The organism is Rhodanobacter sp. Col0626 (assembly GCF_049994385.1).
Taxonomy (GTDB): Bacteria; Pseudomonadota; Gammaproteobacteria; order Xanthomonadales; family Rhodanobacteraceae; genus Rhodanobacter.
Window position 1 is genome coordinate 2409356 of record NZ_CP188260.1, and the last position, 14544, is coordinate 2423899.

Sequence of the window (14544 nt, forward strand, 5' to 3'; positions counted from 1 at the left end):
CTTTGCCGTTCATTTACCGCGAATCGAGCATCACCGCATGGCCCTTTCCTCCTCGCAGATCCGCTACCTGCGCAGCCTCGCCCACGATCTGAGCCCGGTGGTCCTGCTTGGCAACAAGGGCGCCACCGAGGCCGTGGTCAAGGAACTGGCCCAGGCCCTGGATATCCATGAACTGGTCAAGGTGAAGCTGTCCGGTGGCGACAAGGACGAGCGGCAGGCACAGATCGACGTGCTGACCGCTGGAACCCAGGCGGAGAAAATCCACCAGATCGGCCATGTCGTTGTGCTGTTCCGCCGCAACGCCGACGAGCCGAAGATCGCCCTGCCACGCTGATGGACCTTTCGCTCGAACGTCCCGAAGGCTACCTGTTCGTACGCCGTGTCGGCGCGGGCGGCATCACCTTGATCGACCGCGAACTGACCAGCAGTTTTCTGCTGGCGCCGGACCGGGTGATCGAGCACTGGCCGGTGAATACAGCTGACATGCTGGACATCAGTCATGTCGACGCCTTCCTGGCACTGCAACCGGAACTGGTGATCCTCGGAACCGGCGAACGCCAGTCGTTTCCCGCCGCGGCGTTCATGGCCGGCTTCCTGCGCAAGGCGATCGGTATCGAGGTGATGGACAACGCCGCGGCCGCGCGTACTTACAACCTGCTGGCCGACGAAGGACGCCGGGTTGTCGCTGGATTCATGCTGCCATCGGCTTGAACATCGGCACGGCACGCAGCTGAATCCACCGCATCGCCATCAGCGCGATGGCAGGTAGCCCAAGGGATCGACCGGATTGCCGTCCTTGCGGATCTGGAATTCCAGTTCGTTGCGGGTGGTACCGGTGGATCCCATTTCGGCAATCGGTTGCCCGGCGCTGACCCGCTGGCCTTCCTTGACCAGACGTTTGCGGTTGTGGCCATAAGCGGACAGGAAGCTGTCGCTGTGTTTGATGATGACCAGTTCGCCGTATCCCACCAGGCCGTTGCCGCTGTATACCACCACGCCATCGGCGGCGGCATGCACGGGGTCCCCCGACTTTCCGGCGATCTCGATGCCGGGAATCGCATCGCTGCTGCTGAAGCGACTGACCAGCGTGCCATCCGCCGGCCAGCGCCATTGCACACCGCTGACTACGCGTGAGACACCAGATGCCGGCGGCGCCGGCGGCGGTACCGTCGCTGGTGACGCGGCGGGCACGCCTGCCACAGGTACTACCGCTGCTGTTGCGGCAACGGTCGCCGGCACGATTGCCTTTGCCGGTATTGTCGGAACAGGAACCTGGTGCATTACTGGCACGCGCGTCGGCGTCGTTGCGCCGGACGTTGTGGCCGCCGACGCTGGCGGCAGGGTCGCCGTGGCGGGCGATGCCACTGTCTCGAATCCCGGCGCGTCGGTTTTGGGCGCGCTGGCCAGGTGGGCGGGCTGGCTCGGTATGGCGGCTGTCGCATGTGCGGCAACTGCAGTGGTGGCCGGCGGCGACAGGATCAAGCGCTGTCCTGGCCAGATCGTGTACGGCGCCGCCACCCCGTTCCATTGCGCGAGATCGCGAAAATCCACGCCCTTGCGGAAGGCAATCGAGTACAGCGTGTCTCCCTTGTTCACGACATAGCTGCCACCTGGAATCGGCGTGCGCGCGGGAAGCGTCGTCGAGATCGGCACGCTGGTGGCCGGATGGCCATAAACCTGATTGCCGTAGCTGCTGCCGGCCGCAGGCTCCACCACGACCGAACTACGCATCGTGCCGCAGGCGGCAAGCAGCAGGGTCACGACCAACATCGCCGGCCATTGAAGATATCTATCCATGTGCACCAGCATACCGAGGCGGCCTGTCTTTTTCATGCGATGACGCTCCGCAGGTAGTCCGCGTTCAACGTAGCCAGAACCACCACACCAGCAGCAGGGCGAGGATGACCAGCGCAGCCCATCCGATCCATTCGCTGTACTTGTGCAGAATCCGCTCGGCGCGTTCGCCGAAGAAACGCACCAGCAGCGCCAGCAACCACACGCGCTTGCCACGACCCAGTCCGATGCACGCCAGGAACGGCAAGATCGGCACACCGATGATGCCGCAGGCCCAGGTGACGAATTTCATCGGCACCACCGGCTGCAGCGCCGCCAGAATCAATACGCCGAACATGCCCCAATGGTGTTCCACCATTTGCCGGCTCAATGTCGCCACGCCCTGTTCGATCGGCGCCTGCAGATGCAGCGCCTCCAGCACGGGGCGCAGGGCATGGAATGCCCAGTGACCCAACAGGTAGCCTACCAACGCACCCATCAGCGAAAACAGCAGGCTGATATTCGCGAAGAAAAACGCCTTGTGCCGTTTGCCGAGCATCATCGGCGCCAACATTACTTCCGGCGGAATCGGGAAGATGAACGCCTCGACGAAGCTCAATCCGGCCAGGTAATAGAGCGCCCTGGGTGCGCGCGCCCACACCAGTGCGCGCGCATAGAGTGTCCCGAACAGGCGCATCAACCGATCCCGCCCAGCAGCGGCACGAAACTGACCGCTCCCAGTTCCTCCTGCACGAAGTCGCCCTGGCCGTCGCCGCGCATGCGGATCAGGGTCTGCCGGCTTGGCGAACCGACCGGCGCCACCAATACCCCGGCAGGGCTGAGCTGGTCGAGGATGCGGGTAGGAATGGTGTCGCCGGCGGCAGTAAGAATGATGGCATCGAACGGTGCCTCATCCGGCCAGCCCAGCTTGCCGTCGTCATAGCGCGAGCGCAGATTGGTCAGGCCAAGCTGGCGAAAGCGCCGACGTGCCTGGCGCAGCAACGCCTCGATCCGTTCCACCGTGAACACCTGCGGCACCAAGGCCGCCAGCACCGCCGCCTGGTAGCCGGAACCGGTACCGATCTCGAGCACTTTTTGCGGCATTCCGAACTCGATCAGTGCCTCGGTCATGCGCGCCACCACCCAAGGCTGGGAGATCGTCTGGCCGTGGCCGATAGGCAGTGCGTCGTTCTCATACGCGCGTGAATGCAGTGCCTGGTCGATGAAGTGATGGCGTGGCAGATTGCGGATCACCTCGATCACCCGCGGATCGCTGATGCCGGCACCTTTCAGGGTCGCTGCGAGCCGATCGCGCGCACGCTGCGACGTCATGCCCTCGCCCTTGAGATCCGCCGCCGGTAATGGGTAAACAGTCATCGTTCAGGCGGCCTCATCATTGCCGTTACGGCCCATCGCCATTTCGTCGCTCAACGGCTGCATCCAGCTGCTGACTTTCTCCAGCGCCTGGAAACGGGTCAGGTCGACATGGATCGGCGTGACGGAAACAAAACCACGCTGTACGGCGTCAAAGTCGGTGCCGGGGCCGGCATCGTCCACCTCGCCGGCCGGCCCGATCCACCAGATCGGTCGTCCGCGCGGATCGGTCTGCTCGATGCATGGCGCGGAACGATGGCGCCGGCCCAACCGTGTCACCTCGAAACCTTCAATCTCCGACCACGGCCGATCCGGCACGTTGACATTGAGAATCGTGTCCGCGGGCAGCGGGTCAATCAGCAACCGCTGCATCAGCAGCAAAACCGCTTTCGCCGCCGAGTCGTAGTACTCGCCCTTGTGGTCCTGGCTGACCAGCGAAACCGCGATCGCCGGCAGGCCGAGGAAACGCCCTTCCATCGCCGCCGACACCGTGCCGGAATAGATCACGTCGTCGCCGAGGTTGGCCGAATTGTTGATACCGGACACCACCATGTCCGGTTCGTCATCCAGAAGGCCAGCCAATGCCAGATGCACGCAATCGGTGGGCGTACCTGCCACCCGGTAATAGCGGTTGCCCATCGGCAGCACGCGCAATGGCGCATCGAGAGTGAGCGAATTGCTGGCGCCGGAGCGATCGCGGTCGGGCGCCACCACGGTTACCTCGGCCACGTCGCCGAGACATTCGGCAAGCACGCGGATGCCCGGTGCATCCACGCCATCATCGTTACTGACCAGAACTCGCATGATGCTCCGTCGAAAGCTGACTGCGGATGCGCCTGTTGTTTCGCGACAGCGCGCATCCCATTGCGGGAAGTCTACCGGAGCGTGCTGGCGGTTTCACTTGGAACCGCTCACGCAGCACGCATCCGCGACCGTAACAGCGGCTTTGGTTAGCATGTGCGCATGAAGCGCCGCCCACCTGTTCCGATCAACGATGACGACAGCCGTCTGTTCCGCGAGGCGATTGGCGACGTGCGGCAGCTCGATCCGGTGTCGCCGCCACCGGCCGCGGCGAAACCGGCACCGCATCCGCACATGCTGGATGCCGACGAAGCGGCCGTGCCGGGGGAATTGCTGGACATGACGTTCGACCCCGCCCTGCTCGAGGTTGGCGAGGAGCTGAGCTTTCTGCGCGATGGCTATCCGCCGAAGCTGTTGCGTCAACTCAAGCGTGGCCAGTTCAGCGTGCAGGACGACATCGACCTGCACCAGATGAATGCAGCAGCGGCGCAAGCAAGCATCGTCGCCTTCCTGGCCGAGGCGAGGCAGCATGGCCGACGCTGCGTGCGCATTGTGCACGGCAAGGGGCTGCGCTCGAAAGCCGCCGGGCCGGTACTGAAAGGTCTTACCGACCGCATGCTGCGCCGACGTGACGACGTGATCGCGTTTGCTTCGGCGCGCCCGGCAATGGGTGGCACCGGCGCCGTGGTGGTGCTGCTGAAAGGCTGACACTGTCCTGCCAAGCCAAGGTGGCGTGCTTCTAGACCTTGGCCAGCTCGCGCACCACCACCGTCGCATACGCACCGGCGGGCAGCTCGAAGGAAAGTTCCAGTGCGTCGTCGCCCTGCCAGTGCCACCGCAGATCCTTCGGCAGCAGCCGCAACGGGCGGCGTTCCTGGTCCATCCGCGCGGCAGCCAATCCGGCGACGAGATCGCTGTTGGCAGCGCCGACCTCACGCTCCAGCGCCCCGGCCTCGTCCTGACTGGGTGGCTCGCCCTGCCCCCACAACGGGCCGGACGGATGGATGTCGGCGCGCGCCAGCCGTTCGGCCAGCGCGTCGTTGAACAGTTCGGGGCCGAACCACGAACGCGATCCGGCCAACGACCAGATTTCGCCATTCAGCGGAGTGTCCCAGGCACCACGTTCGACCCGCGCCGCCAGCACGCTGTTGAACATGTGCGATCGCGCAGCCGACAGCAGCAAGGAACGCTTTTCACGATCGACCCGCCGCCCGCCGAACATCGCCCGCGCTTGTTCCACGTTGCCACCCTCTCGGCCGAAGCGTTGTTCGCCGTAATAGTTCGGCACGCCGCGCGCAGCGATCTGTTGCAGCACCTGCTCGGCCGTCGAGCGGTCACCGTTCACCTCGCGCAACATCAGCACGAAGCGGTTGCCGCGCAGCGCGCCGCGCTTCAGTTTGCGCGAATGCCGCGTCGCCGCCAGCACGTTCACTTCCGCATGCGGAAATGTCGACCAGTCCGGATCAGGCTTGCCAGCAAGCTGCACCGAGAACGTCTGACGGGTCACCGCATGGCGATCCTTCATACCCGCGTAGCCGACCGCGACCGGCGGGACACCGGCGAACTTGGCCAGTTCGCGCGCGACCCAATCGGTATTCGCGCCACGTTTTTCGACCCACAACAAGACATGCTCGCCCGCGCCCTCCGCGTCATAGCCGAGCATTTCCTCGACCAGGAAATCTTCCGGCGTGCTGCGCAGACGCGCCTGCAATGGCGGCGCGCCGTAGGCCCATGGCAACGGGGCATGGACAGGTTCGGAGTGGGACATGATGCTCCGCCGGTCGCGCCGGCATTCGGTGGAAATCCGGTCAGACCAGGAAAATGGTCGCCAGCCCCAGGAAAATGAAAAAGCCGCCGCTGTCCGTCATCGCAGTGATCAGCACGCTTGAACCCAGCGCCGGGTCGCGACCGAACTTCGTCATCAGCACCGGGATGCCCACACCGGCAAACGCCGCCAACAGCAGGTTCAACGTCATCGCCGCCGTCATCACCAGACCGAGCGACATGCTGTCGTACAGCAGCCACGCGACGATGCCGATGACGCCACCCCACAACAATCCGTTGAGCAACGATACGGTCAGTTCCTTGCGCCACAAACGCTTGGCGCTTTCGGCGGTGATCTGGTTCAACGCCAGTGCCCGCACGATCATCGTGATGGTCTGGTTGCCTGAATTGCCGCCAATGCCGGCCACGATCGGCATCAACGTGGCCAGCGCCACCAGCTTCTGGATCGAATCCTCGAACAGGCCGATCACACGCGAAGCAACGAACGCGGTGACCAGGTTGATCGCAAGCCAAGACCAGCGGTTCTTCAACGATGCCCATACCGAGGCGAAGATGTCTTCTTCCTCGCGCAGGCCACCGCGGCTCAGCGCCTCGTTTTCGCCTTCCTCGCGGATCACGTCGACCATGGCATCGATCGTGATGCGGCCGATGAGATGGCCACGCCCGTCGACCACCGGCGCAGTAACCAGGTCGTAGCGTTCGAACGCCTGTGCCACGTCGTACGCGTCATCCGTGGGATGGAAGGTGTTGACGTCCGGTGCCATCACCGCGCTGACCATCTTCTCCGGCGAATTCACCAGCAGCCAGTGCAGCGGCAGCACGCCGGTAAGCAGGTTGTCGTGGTTGATCACGAACAGCTTGTCGGTCTGCGCCGGCAACTCTTCCCAGCGGCGCAGGTAGCGCAACACGACTTCCAGACTCACGTCCTCGCGGATCGTGACCATCTCGAAGTCCATCAACGCACCGAGCTGATCGTCCTCGTAGGACAGCGCGGACTGCACCTGTTCGCGTTGCTGCGAATCCAGGCTCGCCATCAGCTCCGGCAGCATCGCGGTCGGCAGGTCGTCGACCAGGTCGGCCAGTTCGTCGGCGTCCAGCGGCTCGACCGCGGCGAGGATCTCGTGCCGGTCCATGTCCGCGATCAGCGATTCGCGCACCGCATCGGACACTTCCAGCAGGATCTCGCCGTCGCGGTCCGCCTTGACCAGCTGCCAGACGGCAAGGCGCTCGTCCAATGGCAGCGATTCGAGGATGAACGCGATGTCGGCCGGATGCAGTTCGTCCAGTTGCTCGCGCAATTCGAGTTGCGACTCGGCCGACAGCGGGTTTTCGTCGTCATGCCGGCGCAGTACGCCGACGATGGCTTCCAGTTGGTCGTGCAACCGGTTGCTGGCGCCGCGGGCTTCTACTTCCGTCACGCGCGCTCCAGCAGGACGCACGCCTGCGCGGCAATCCCTTCGCCCCGGCCGCAGAAGCCGAGTTTTTCAGTGGTGGTGGCTTTGACGCTGATGCGGCCGATCTCGCTGTCCAGGTCCGCGGCAAGGTTCTCCCGCATGGCCTGTGCATGGGGGCCCACTTTGGGCGACTCGGCGATCACCGTGACATCGGCATTGCCCAGCGCATAACCATGCTGCGTCATCAGCATCGCCGCATGGCGCAGGAACTGACGGCTGTCGGCGTCGCGCCAGCGCTCGTCCGATGGCGGGAAATGCGTACCTATGTCACCCAGCGCCAGCGCGCCGAAGATCGCGTCGCACAACGCATGGATCACCACGTCGCCGTCCGAATGCGCCACGACGCCACGACGATGTGGCACGCGCACGCCGCCGAGGGTGACGTGGTCGCCCTCGCCAAATGCATGCACATCGAAACCCTGGCCGATTCTCATGTTGCCGTCCTCGCAAGCAGGAACTCGGCCAGCGCGAAATCCGCTGTCGTCGTCACCTTGATGTTGTCCTCAGCGCCTTCGACCAGCAGCGGCCTGAAGCCGGCCAGCTCCATCGCCATCGCCTCGTCGCTGACATTCACACCACGTCGCGCCGCTTCACGCAACGCCGCCGACAGTTGACCACGGCGAAACATCTGCGGCGTGAAGGCGCGCCAGCGGCGGTCGCGCGGTTCGGTCCGTTCACTGCGCCCCGTCACGTCCGCATATTTGAGTGTGTCGCGCAACGGCGCTCCCAGCAAACCGCCGTCCAGCGCACCGGCCAGGTCGATCAGCTTGCCGATATCGGCCAGACGCACGCAAGGTCGCGCGGCGTCATGCACCAGCACGAAATCATCCGCGCCTACTGTGACAGGCAACGCATCGACCCCGGCCAGCACCGAATCACTGCGTTCCGCCCCACCGATCACGGTCGACACCGGTTTGCCGTTGAGCGTGTCGACACCAGGCCAATGCGTATCACCGGCGCCCAGCACGACCAGCAAACCGCCAATGCGTGGATGCGCTGCAAGCCGTTCCAGCGTGTGCTCGATCAAGGGCCGGCCAGCCAGCGGCAGATATTGTTTGGGGCAATCCCCACCGACACGGGTACCTCGCCCCGCCGCCGGCACCACGCACCACACCGTGGTCAGACTCATGGTGAACCGGCAGGCGCGGCGGGCGGTGGTGGCGGTGGCGAGACACTGCCGGCCACGGCAGGCTGCTCGACGACCTGGTAAAAAACTTCGCCGGGCTTGATCAACCCCAGCTCGGTACGTGCACGCGCTTCGACGGCCTGGTCGCCATGCTTGAGGTCGAGCACATCGGCGCCGACCGCCTGGTTGCGCTGCAGGAGCCTGGCGTTGTCGTCGGTTTGTTTCTTCACGGCCACGCGCAGGCTGTCCACTTCACGCATGCCACCGTTGCCGGACCACAGCTTCAGCTGCAGTCCGATCAGCAGCAGGATCAGAACCAGGGCGATCCAGCGCAACATGGCAGGCGATATCCCCGCTCAGCCGGGCAGGCGGACAAGGTTGGGGAAAGCATCGCGGCCGGCATAACGCGCAGCGGCACCCAACTGCTCCTCGATACGCAGCAACTGGTTGTACTTCGCCACCCGATCGCTGCGGCACAGCGAGCCGGTCTTGATCTGGGTCGCCGTGGTGGCCACCGCGATGTCGGCGATGGTGGTGTCCTCAGTCTCACCGGAGCGGTGCGAGATCACCGCGGAGTATTTCGCTGCGTCGGCCATTGCGATCGCTTCGAGTGTCTCGGACAGTGTGCCGATCTGATTTACCTTGATCAGGATCGAGTTGGCGATGTGCTTCTCGATGCCTTCGCGGAAGATCGCCGGGTTGGTCACGAACAGGTCGTCGCCGACGACCTGCACGCGCTCGCCGATCGCGTCGGTGAGGAGCTTCCAGCCGTCCCAGTCGCCTTCGGCCATGCCGTCTTCGATGGTGACGATCGGATACTGCTTCGCCCAGCCGGCCAGCAGGTCGACGAACTCGGCGGAGCTGTACTGTTTGCCTTCGCCGGCCAGATCGTACTTGCCGTTCTTGTAGAACTCCGAGCTGGCTGCATCCAGGCCGATCAGGATCTCGCTGCCGACCTTGTAGCCGGTCTTGCCGATCGCTTCGAGAATCGTGTCGATGGCCTCGACATTGGAACGCAGGTTCGGTGCGAAGCCGCCTTCGTCGCCCACTGCCGTGCTGAGGCCACGGCCGTGCAACACGCTCTTCAGCGCATGAAAGATCTCCGCGCCAGCGCGCAGCGCCTCGGCAAACGTCGGCATGCCGACCGGAAGCACCATGAATTCCTGCACGTCGACGTTGTTGTCGGCGTGCGCGCCACCGTTGATGATGTTCATCATCGGCACCGGCAACGCACCGGGCTTGCCGTTCGAGAGATAGCTCCAGAGCGGTTCGCCACGCGACGCGGCTACTGCATGGGCCGCCGCCATCGACACGCCGAGCAGCGCGTTCGCGCCCAGCTTGCCCTTGTTCGGCGTACCGTCCAGCGCGATGAGCCTGGCGTCCAGGCCCTTCTGGTCAGCCGCATCGAAACCCTTCAGCGTCTCGGCAATCGCACCGTTGACGTTCGCCACCGCGTTCCTCACACCCTTGCCGCCGTAGCGCGACTTGTCGCCATCACGCAGCTCAACCGCCTCGCGCGAACCGGTGGAGGCGCCGCTCGGCACCGCGGCGCGACCGAAACCACCGTCGGCCAGGGTAACTTCGGCCTCCAGCGTGGGGTTGCCGCGCGAGTCGAGGATTTCACGGGCGTGGATGCGGGTGATCGTCGTGGTCATGGTTATCCGTCGTCAGTAGTTTGGATATTTACCGCAGGAGCCTGCTTGCGGGCGGTGCTCTTGCTCTGGATAGCCGAAGAAAGAGCATCGCCCGCAAGCGGGCTCCTACGGAATCTAGATGGTGGTTACACGTCTTGTTCGAGGAAATGATGTCGCTTGGTCACGGCATCCAGCTCCAGCAGGGTTTCCAGCAGCGCCTCCATCTTGCCCAGTGGCCACGCGTTAGGGCCGTCGGACAGGGCCTTGCTGGGATCGGGATGCGTCTCGGCGAACAGGCCCGCAATGCCTACGGCCACCGCCGCGCGCGCCAACACCGGCACGAACTCGCGCTGGCCGCCGGAGCTGGCGCCCTGCCCGCCCGGCAACTGCACCGAATGGGTGGCGTCGAACACCACCGGACAGCCGGTCTCGCGCATCACGCTGAGCGAGCGCATGTCCGACACCAGGTTGTTGTAGCCGAAGCTGGCGCCGCGCTCGCACACCATGATGTCGTCGTTGCCGACGGCCTTGGCTTTGGCCACCACGTGTTTCATGTCCCACGGCGCCAGAAACTGGCCTTTCTTGATGTTCACCGGCTTGCCGGCGCGCGCCACCTTCTGGATGAAGTCGGTCTGCCGGCACAAGAACGCCGGGGTCTGCAGCACGTCGACCACCGAGGCCACCTCGTCCATCGGGGTGTATTCGTGCACATCGGTCAGCACCGGCACGCCGATCTGGCGCTTTACCTCGCCAAGGATGCGCAGGCCTTCTTCCAGCCCGGGCCCGCGAAAGCTTTCACCGGAGGAACGGTTGGCCTTGTCGAAGCTGGACTTGAAGATGAAATGGATGCCGAGTCGATCAGTGATTTCCTTCAGCGTGCCGGCGGTGTCCAGCTGCAACTGCTCGGACTCCACCACGCAGGGGCCGGCGATCATGAACAGTGGCTGGTCCAGCCCGATCTCGAATCCGCAAAGCTTCATGCCACCGACTCCTGTGCCAGTTGCGGCCCCTTGTGCACGGCCTTGAACTCGCGCGCGGCATGCACGAAACCGATGAACAGCGGATGGCCGTCACGCGGGGTGGAGGTGAACTCCGGGTGCGCCTGGCAGGCGAGGAACCATGGATGCTGCTGTTGCGGCAGCTCGACCATTTCCACCAGCAGATCGTCCATCGACTTGCCGGAAATCACCAGGCCCTGGTCCTCGAACGACTGCCGGTAGCGGTTGTTGAACTCATAACGATGGCGATGGCGCTCGCGCACCACGTCATGTCCGTACAGCTCACGCGCCAGCGTGCCTGCCTTTAGGCGACACTCCTGCGAGCCCAGACGCATGGTGCCGCCCAGGTCGGAACGGTCGGTGCGCTGCTCGACTTCACCACTGGCGGTGGTCCACTCGGTGATCAGGCCGATCACCGGGTTGGGTGTATTGCGGTCGTTCTCGCTGGAATCGGCATCGGCCAGATCGGCCACGTTACGGGCGAAATCCACCACTGCGGCGTGCATGCCGTAGCAGATGCCGAAGTACGGTACGCCGTGTTCACGCGCGTATTTCGCGGCCAGTACCTTGCCCTCGAAACCACGCTTGCCGAAACCGCCCGGCACCAGGATCGCATTCGCCTTGCCGAGCACCTTGGCGGCGCCGTCGGCCTCCACCTGCTCGGAGTCGATCCAGTCCAGGTTCACGCGTGTCTGCTGCGTGATGCCACCGTGGCGCAAAGCCTCGCCCAACGACTTGTAGGCATCCTTGTGTTCGACATACTTGCCGACGATGGCCACGGTGATCTCGTCCTTCGGATGCTCCACGGCGTCGACCGTGCGCTGCCAGCTGGACAGGTCCGCCGGACCAGCATCCAGGCCGAGCCGCTTTACCACGATGTTGTCGAGCCCCTGGCTGTGCAGCCACAGCGGCATCTTGTAGATCACGTCGACATCCGCCGCGCTGATCACGGCGGCCTCGGGCACGTTGGTGAACAGGGCGATCTTGCGGCGTTCGGCCTCAGGCAACGGTTCCTCGCAGCGGCACAGCAGGATGTCCGGCTGGATACCGATCGAACGCAACTCCTTCACCGAGTGCTGGGTCGGCTTGGTCTTGATCTCGCCGGCGGCCTTGATGAACGGCACCAGCGTCAGGTGCATGAACACCACTTTTTCCGGTCCCTGCTCGACACGCAGTTGGCGAATCGCTTCCAGAAACGGCAGCGACTCGATGTCGCCCACCGTGCCGCCGATCTCCACCAGCGCCACGTCGAAACCTCGGGTGGCCTCGTGGATGCAGTGCTTGATCTCGTCGGTGATGTGCGGGATCACCTGCACGGTGGCGCCGAGATAATCGCCGCGGCGCTCCTTGCGGATCACGCTCTCGTAGATCTTGCCGGTGGTGATCGAGTTCTTGCCGGTCAGGCGGGTGTGCACGAAGCGCTCGTAGTGGCCGAGGTCGAGGTCGGTCTCCGCGCCGTCATCGGTCACGTAGACCTCGCCGTGCTGGAAGGGACTCATCGTGCCCGGATCCACATTGATATAGGGATCGAGCTTCATCATGGTGACCGAGAGCCCGCGCGCTTCGAGGATGGAAGCGAGCGACGCCGCAGCAATGCCCTTGCCAAGCGAGGACACCACACCGCCGGTGACGAAAATCAGGGGGGTCATGGAAAGCAGCCGTGCTGGAAATTGGCATTTTAGCTGCAGAACCGTCGCACTGCGAGATGCAATCGAGAATTCGTCGCGGCCGGTTCATTTCCGGGCCGCCCGCGCCCGATGAAAACGCCTCCGGCCGCCTGCTAGCATGACCGGATGAACAACCCCATCCCCGCCCGTCTTGCCGCCTTGCGCGCGGCCATGCAGCAGCATGGTGTCGCCGCCGTGCTGGTTCCCAGCGCCGATCCGCACCTGTCGGAGTACCTGCCCGCGCATTGGGCCGCGCGGGAATGGTTGTCCGGCTTCACCGGTTCGGCCGGCACCCTGATCGTGGGGCGCGACCAGGCGGGGTTGTGGACGGACTCGCGCTATTTCTCGCAAGCCGAGCAACAACTGGCCGGCACGGGCATAAGCCTGATGAAACTGCGCGTGCCGCATACCCCCGAGCACCTGGACTGGCTGCAACAACATCTGCAAGAAGGTGACGTGCTGGCCGTGGCGGGCGACAGCGTGGCGGTGACCACCCGAGGACAGATCGAACGCCGGCTGGCCAATGCCGGTGCCACCGTGCGTACCGACCTCGACCTGCCCGGCGCGATCTGGACGGACCGCCCGGCGCTGCCGCAGGCGCCGGTGATCGAGCATGAACCCGCCTACGCCTGCATCACGCCTGCGGACAAGTTCGCCCGCCTGCGCAAGGCGATGTACAAGCTGGACGCCAGCCATCACCTGGTATCCAGCCTCGATGACATCGCCTGGCTGACCAACTTGCGCGGCAGTGATGTCGAGTGCAATCCGGTGTTCCTGGCTCATCTGCTGGTGCAAGCGGATGGCCGGGCCACGCTGTTCGTCAGTCGCAGCAAACTCAACGATGCGCTGATCGCCGCGCTCGCCGCCGACGGCATCGGCATTGCCGACTACGCCTCGATCACCTCGACCTTACAGGAGCTGGGCCATGCCGACCGGCTGCTTCTGGACAGCGGCCGCGTGGTCAGCTCGATTGCCGCAGCGATCGGGTCCACGGTCACCCGGATCGAGGCGGCAAACCCCAGCACCGCGTTCAAGGCAGTGAAGAGCCCCGCCGAGCTCGATCACATCCGCGACGTCATGCGCCGCGACGGCGCCGCGCTGGTGCGTGGTTTCCGCCGGCTCGAACAGCGTCTGGCCGCCGGCATGACACTCACCGAACTCGACGTCGACACCCTGCTGTATGAGGAACGTTCGGCCCAACCCGGCTACGTCGGCGAGAGTTTCGCCACCATCGCCGGTTATCAGGCCAACGGCGCGCTGCCGCATTACCGCGCCACGCCGGAATCCCACAGCACGCTGCAGGCGAAGGGCCTGCTGTTGGTCGATTCCGGTGGACAATACCTGGGCGGCACCACCGACATCACCCGCGTCCTGGCGCTGGGCGAGACCACGCCGGAACAGCGCCGCGACGCCACCCTGGTGATGAAAGGCATGATCGGGCTGTCCCGTGCGCGTTTCCCGAAAGGTGCCAGCGGCCCGCAACTCGATGCGCTGGCGCGTGCGCCGCTATGGGCTTCGGGCATGGACTACGGCCACGGCACCGGCCACGGCGTGGGCTACTTCCTCAACGTGCATGAAGGTCCGCAGTCGATCCGTCCACCGGTGGTTGGCGCTGCGCTGGTGGCGCTGGAGCCGGGCATGATCACGTCGATCGAACCGGGCCTGTACAAGCCGGGGCGGCACGGTATCCGCCACGAGAATCTCGCCGTCGTGGTCGAGGCGGACCGGACCGAGTTCGGCGAGTTCTACGCGTTCGAAACGTTGACATTGTGTCCGTTCGACCGCCGCGCGCTGGAGCCCGGCCTGCTCAATCCGGAAGAACGTGGCTGGCTCGACGACTACCACGCCGCTGTGCGGGCCGCGCTCAGCCCGTTGCTGGAAGATGCCGACCTGGAATGGCTGAATCGCCATTGCGCACCGCTCTAGGCGATT

The 14544-nt window shown here is 64.7% G+C and carries 16 protein-coding genes; 4 read left to right on the plus strand and 12 right to left on the minus strand.

What is annotated here, in order from left to right:
* The first annotated feature begins 37 nt into the window (after positions 1-37).
* Both yhbY and ACPPVV_RS10290 read left to right on the plus strand, forming a co-directional pair.
* Positions 38-334, plus strand: coding sequence for a ribosome assembly RNA-binding protein YhbY (gene yhbY / locus ACPPVV_RS10285; RefSeq protein ID WP_426699796.1), 297 nt, complete (start codon positions 38-40; stop codon positions 332-334).
* Positions 334-711, plus strand: coding sequence for an Mth938-like domain-containing protein (locus ACPPVV_RS10290; RefSeq protein WP_426699797.1), 378 nt, complete (start codon positions 334-336; stop codon positions 709-711). The genes yhbY and ACPPVV_RS10290 overlap by 1 nt, the downstream gene beginning before the upstream one ends.
* A 39-nt stretch (positions 712-750) precedes the next feature.
* Here ACPPVV_RS10290 and ACPPVV_RS10295 read toward each other — a convergent pair whose 3' ends face one another.
* The 4 genes from ACPPVV_RS10295 to surE are packed head-to-tail and all read right to left on the minus strand — an operon-like array spanning position 751 to position 3951.
* A complete protein-coding gene (locus tag ACPPVV_RS10295; protein ID WP_426703215.1) occupies positions 751-1809 on the minus strand; it encodes a peptidoglycan DD-metalloendopeptidase family protein in 1059 nt (352 codons plus the stop codon).
* A 52-nt stretch (positions 1810-1861) separates the two neighbouring features.
* Positions 1862-2470 carry a YqaA family protein gene (locus ACPPVV_RS10300; protein ID WP_426699798.1) on the minus strand — a complete coding sequence of 203 codons (609 nt, stop codon included), beginning with the start codon at positions 2468-2470 and terminating at the stop codon, positions 1862-1864.
* Entirely contained in the window at positions 2470-3150 is a 681-nt protein-coding gene (locus ACPPVV_RS10305) for a protein-L-isoaspartate(D-aspartate) O-methyltransferase (RefSeq protein WP_426699799.1), read from the minus strand. Before ACPPVV_RS10305 ends, ACPPVV_RS10300 begins: the two co-directional genes overlap by 1 nt.
* 3 nt (positions 3151-3153) lie before the next feature.
* On the minus strand, positions 3154-3951 hold the full coding sequence (surE, locus tag ACPPVV_RS10310; protein WP_426699800.1) for a 5'/3'-nucleotidase SurE: 798 nt from the start codon (positions 3949-3951) through the stop codon (positions 3154-3156).
* Positions 3952-4110: 159 nt separating this feature from the next.
* Here surE and ACPPVV_RS10315 point away from each other — a divergent pair, with 159 nt between their 5' ends.
* Positions 4111-4656, plus strand: coding sequence for a Smr/MutS family protein (locus ACPPVV_RS10315; RefSeq protein WP_426699801.1), 546 nt, complete (start codon positions 4111-4113; stop codon positions 4654-4656).
* 31 nt (positions 4657-4687) lie between these two features.
* On the opposite strand, the gene truD is transcribed toward ACPPVV_RS10315, so the two are convergent.
* The 8 genes from truD to ACPPVV_RS10355 form a co-directional block, all read right to left on the minus strand.
* The gene (truD, locus tag ACPPVV_RS10320; RefSeq protein WP_426699802.1) at positions 4688-5716 is read right to left on the minus strand and encodes a tRNA pseudouridine(13) synthase TruD; all 1029 of its coding nucleotides are present in this window, start codon (positions 5714-5716) and stop codon (positions 4688-4690) included.
* Between the two features lie 40 nt (positions 5717-5756).
* Positions 5757-7151 (minus strand): magnesium transporter, encoded by a 1395-nt coding sequence (mgtE, locus tag ACPPVV_RS10325; RefSeq protein ID WP_426699803.1) that lies wholly within the window; start codon positions 7149-7151, stop codon positions 5757-5759.
* Entirely contained in the window at positions 7148-7621 is a 474-nt protein-coding gene (gene ispF, locus ACPPVV_RS10330; RefSeq protein WP_426699804.1) for a 2-C-methyl-D-erythritol 2,4-cyclodiphosphate synthase, read from the minus strand. Before ispF ends, mgtE begins: the two co-directional genes overlap by 4 nt.
* Complete coding sequence (ispD, locus tag ACPPVV_RS10335; protein ID WP_426699805.1) at positions 7618-8316, minus strand: 2-C-methyl-D-erythritol 4-phosphate cytidylyltransferase; 699 nt, start codon at positions 8314-8316, stop codon at positions 7618-7620. The genes ispF and ispD overlap by 4 nt, the downstream gene beginning before the upstream one ends.
* Positions 8313-8651 carry a cell division protein FtsB gene (gene ftsB / locus ACPPVV_RS10340; protein WP_426699806.1) on the minus strand — a complete coding sequence of 113 codons (339 nt, stop codon included), beginning with the start codon at positions 8649-8651 and terminating at the stop codon, positions 8313-8315. The genes ispD and ftsB overlap by 4 nt, the downstream gene beginning before the upstream one ends.
* Positions 8652-8669: 18 nt before the next feature.
* Positions 8670-9968, minus strand: a complete 1299-nt coding sequence (gene eno / locus ACPPVV_RS10345; RefSeq protein WP_426699807.1) for a phosphopyruvate hydratase — start codon at positions 9966-9968, stop codon at positions 8670-8672.
* 125 nt (positions 9969-10093) lie between these two features.
* Entirely contained in the window at positions 10094-10927 is an 834-nt protein-coding gene (gene kdsA / locus ACPPVV_RS10350; RefSeq protein WP_426699808.1) for a 3-deoxy-8-phosphooctulonate synthase, read from the minus strand.
* Entirely contained in the window at positions 10924-12594 is a 1671-nt protein-coding gene (locus ACPPVV_RS10355; protein ID WP_426699809.1) for a CTP synthase, read from the minus strand. Before ACPPVV_RS10355 ends, kdsA begins: the two co-directional genes overlap by 4 nt.
* A gap of 144 nt (positions 12595-12738) precedes the next feature.
* Here ACPPVV_RS10355 and ACPPVV_RS10360 point away from each other — a divergent pair, with 144 nt between their 5' ends.
* Positions 12739-14538, plus strand: a complete 1800-nt coding sequence (locus ACPPVV_RS10360) for a M24 family metallopeptidase (RefSeq protein WP_426699810.1) — start codon at positions 12739-12741, stop codon at positions 14536-14538.
* Positions 14539-14544 lie beyond the last annotated feature (6 nt).

Excerpts from the sequence above, each read along its gene's own strand:
- ispD (WP_426699805.1), bottom strand. The coding sequence starts at position 8,316 with ATGAGTCTGACCACGGTGTGGTGCGTGGTGCCGGCGGCGGGGCGAGGT.
- ACPPVV_RS10300 (WP_426699798.1), bottom strand. The coding sequence starts at position 2,470 with ATGCGCCTGTTCGGGACACTCTATGCGCGCGCACTGGTGTGGGCGCGC.
- yhbY (WP_426699796.1), top strand. The coding sequence starts at position 38 with ATGGCCCTTTCCTCCTCGCAGATCCGCTACCTGCGCAGCCTCGCCCAC.
- ispF (WP_426699804.1), bottom strand. The coding sequence starts at position 7,621 with ATGAGAATCGGCCAGGGTTTCGATGTGCATGCATTTGGCGAGGGCGAC.
- ACPPVV_RS10295 (WP_426703215.1), bottom strand. The coding sequence starts at position 1,809 with ATGCTGGTGCACATGGATAGATATCTTCAATGGCCGGCGATGTTGGTC.
- ACPPVV_RS10290 (WP_426699797.1), top strand. The coding sequence starts at position 334 with ATGGACCTTTCGCTCGAACGTCCCGAAGGCTACCTGTTCGTACGCCGT.
- ACPPVV_RS10315 (WP_426699801.1), top strand. The coding sequence starts at position 4,111 with ATGAAGCGCCGCCCACCTGTTCCGATCAACGATGACGACAGCCGTCTG.
- ftsB (WP_426699806.1), bottom strand. The coding sequence starts at position 8,651 with ATGTTGCGCTGGATCGCCCTGGTTCTGATCCTGCTGCTGATCGGACTG.
- truD (WP_426699802.1), bottom strand. The coding sequence starts at position 5,716 with ATGTCCCACTCCGAACCTGTCCATGCCCCGTTGCCATGGGCCTACGGC.
- eno (WP_426699807.1), bottom strand. The coding sequence starts at position 9,968 with ATGACCACGACGATCACCCGCATCCACGCCCGTGAAATCCTCGACTCG.
- surE (WP_426699800.1), bottom strand. The coding sequence starts at position 3,951 with ATGCGAGTTCTGGTCAGTAACGATGATGGCGTGGATGCACCGGGCATC.
- ACPPVV_RS10360 (WP_426699810.1), top strand. The coding sequence starts at position 12,739 with ATGAACAACCCCATCCCCGCCCGTCTTGCCGCCTTGCGCGCGGCCATG.
- ACPPVV_RS10305 (WP_426699799.1), bottom strand. The coding sequence starts at position 3,150 with ATGACTGTTTACCCATTACCGGCGGCGGATCTCAAGGGCGAGGGCATG.
- kdsA (WP_426699808.1), bottom strand. The coding sequence starts at position 10,927 with ATGAAGCTTTGCGGATTCGAGATCGGGCTGGACCAGCCACTGTTCATG.
- ACPPVV_RS10355 (WP_426699809.1), bottom strand. The coding sequence starts at position 12,594 with ATGACCCCCCTGATTTTCGTCACCGGCGGTGTGGTGTCCTCGCTTGGC.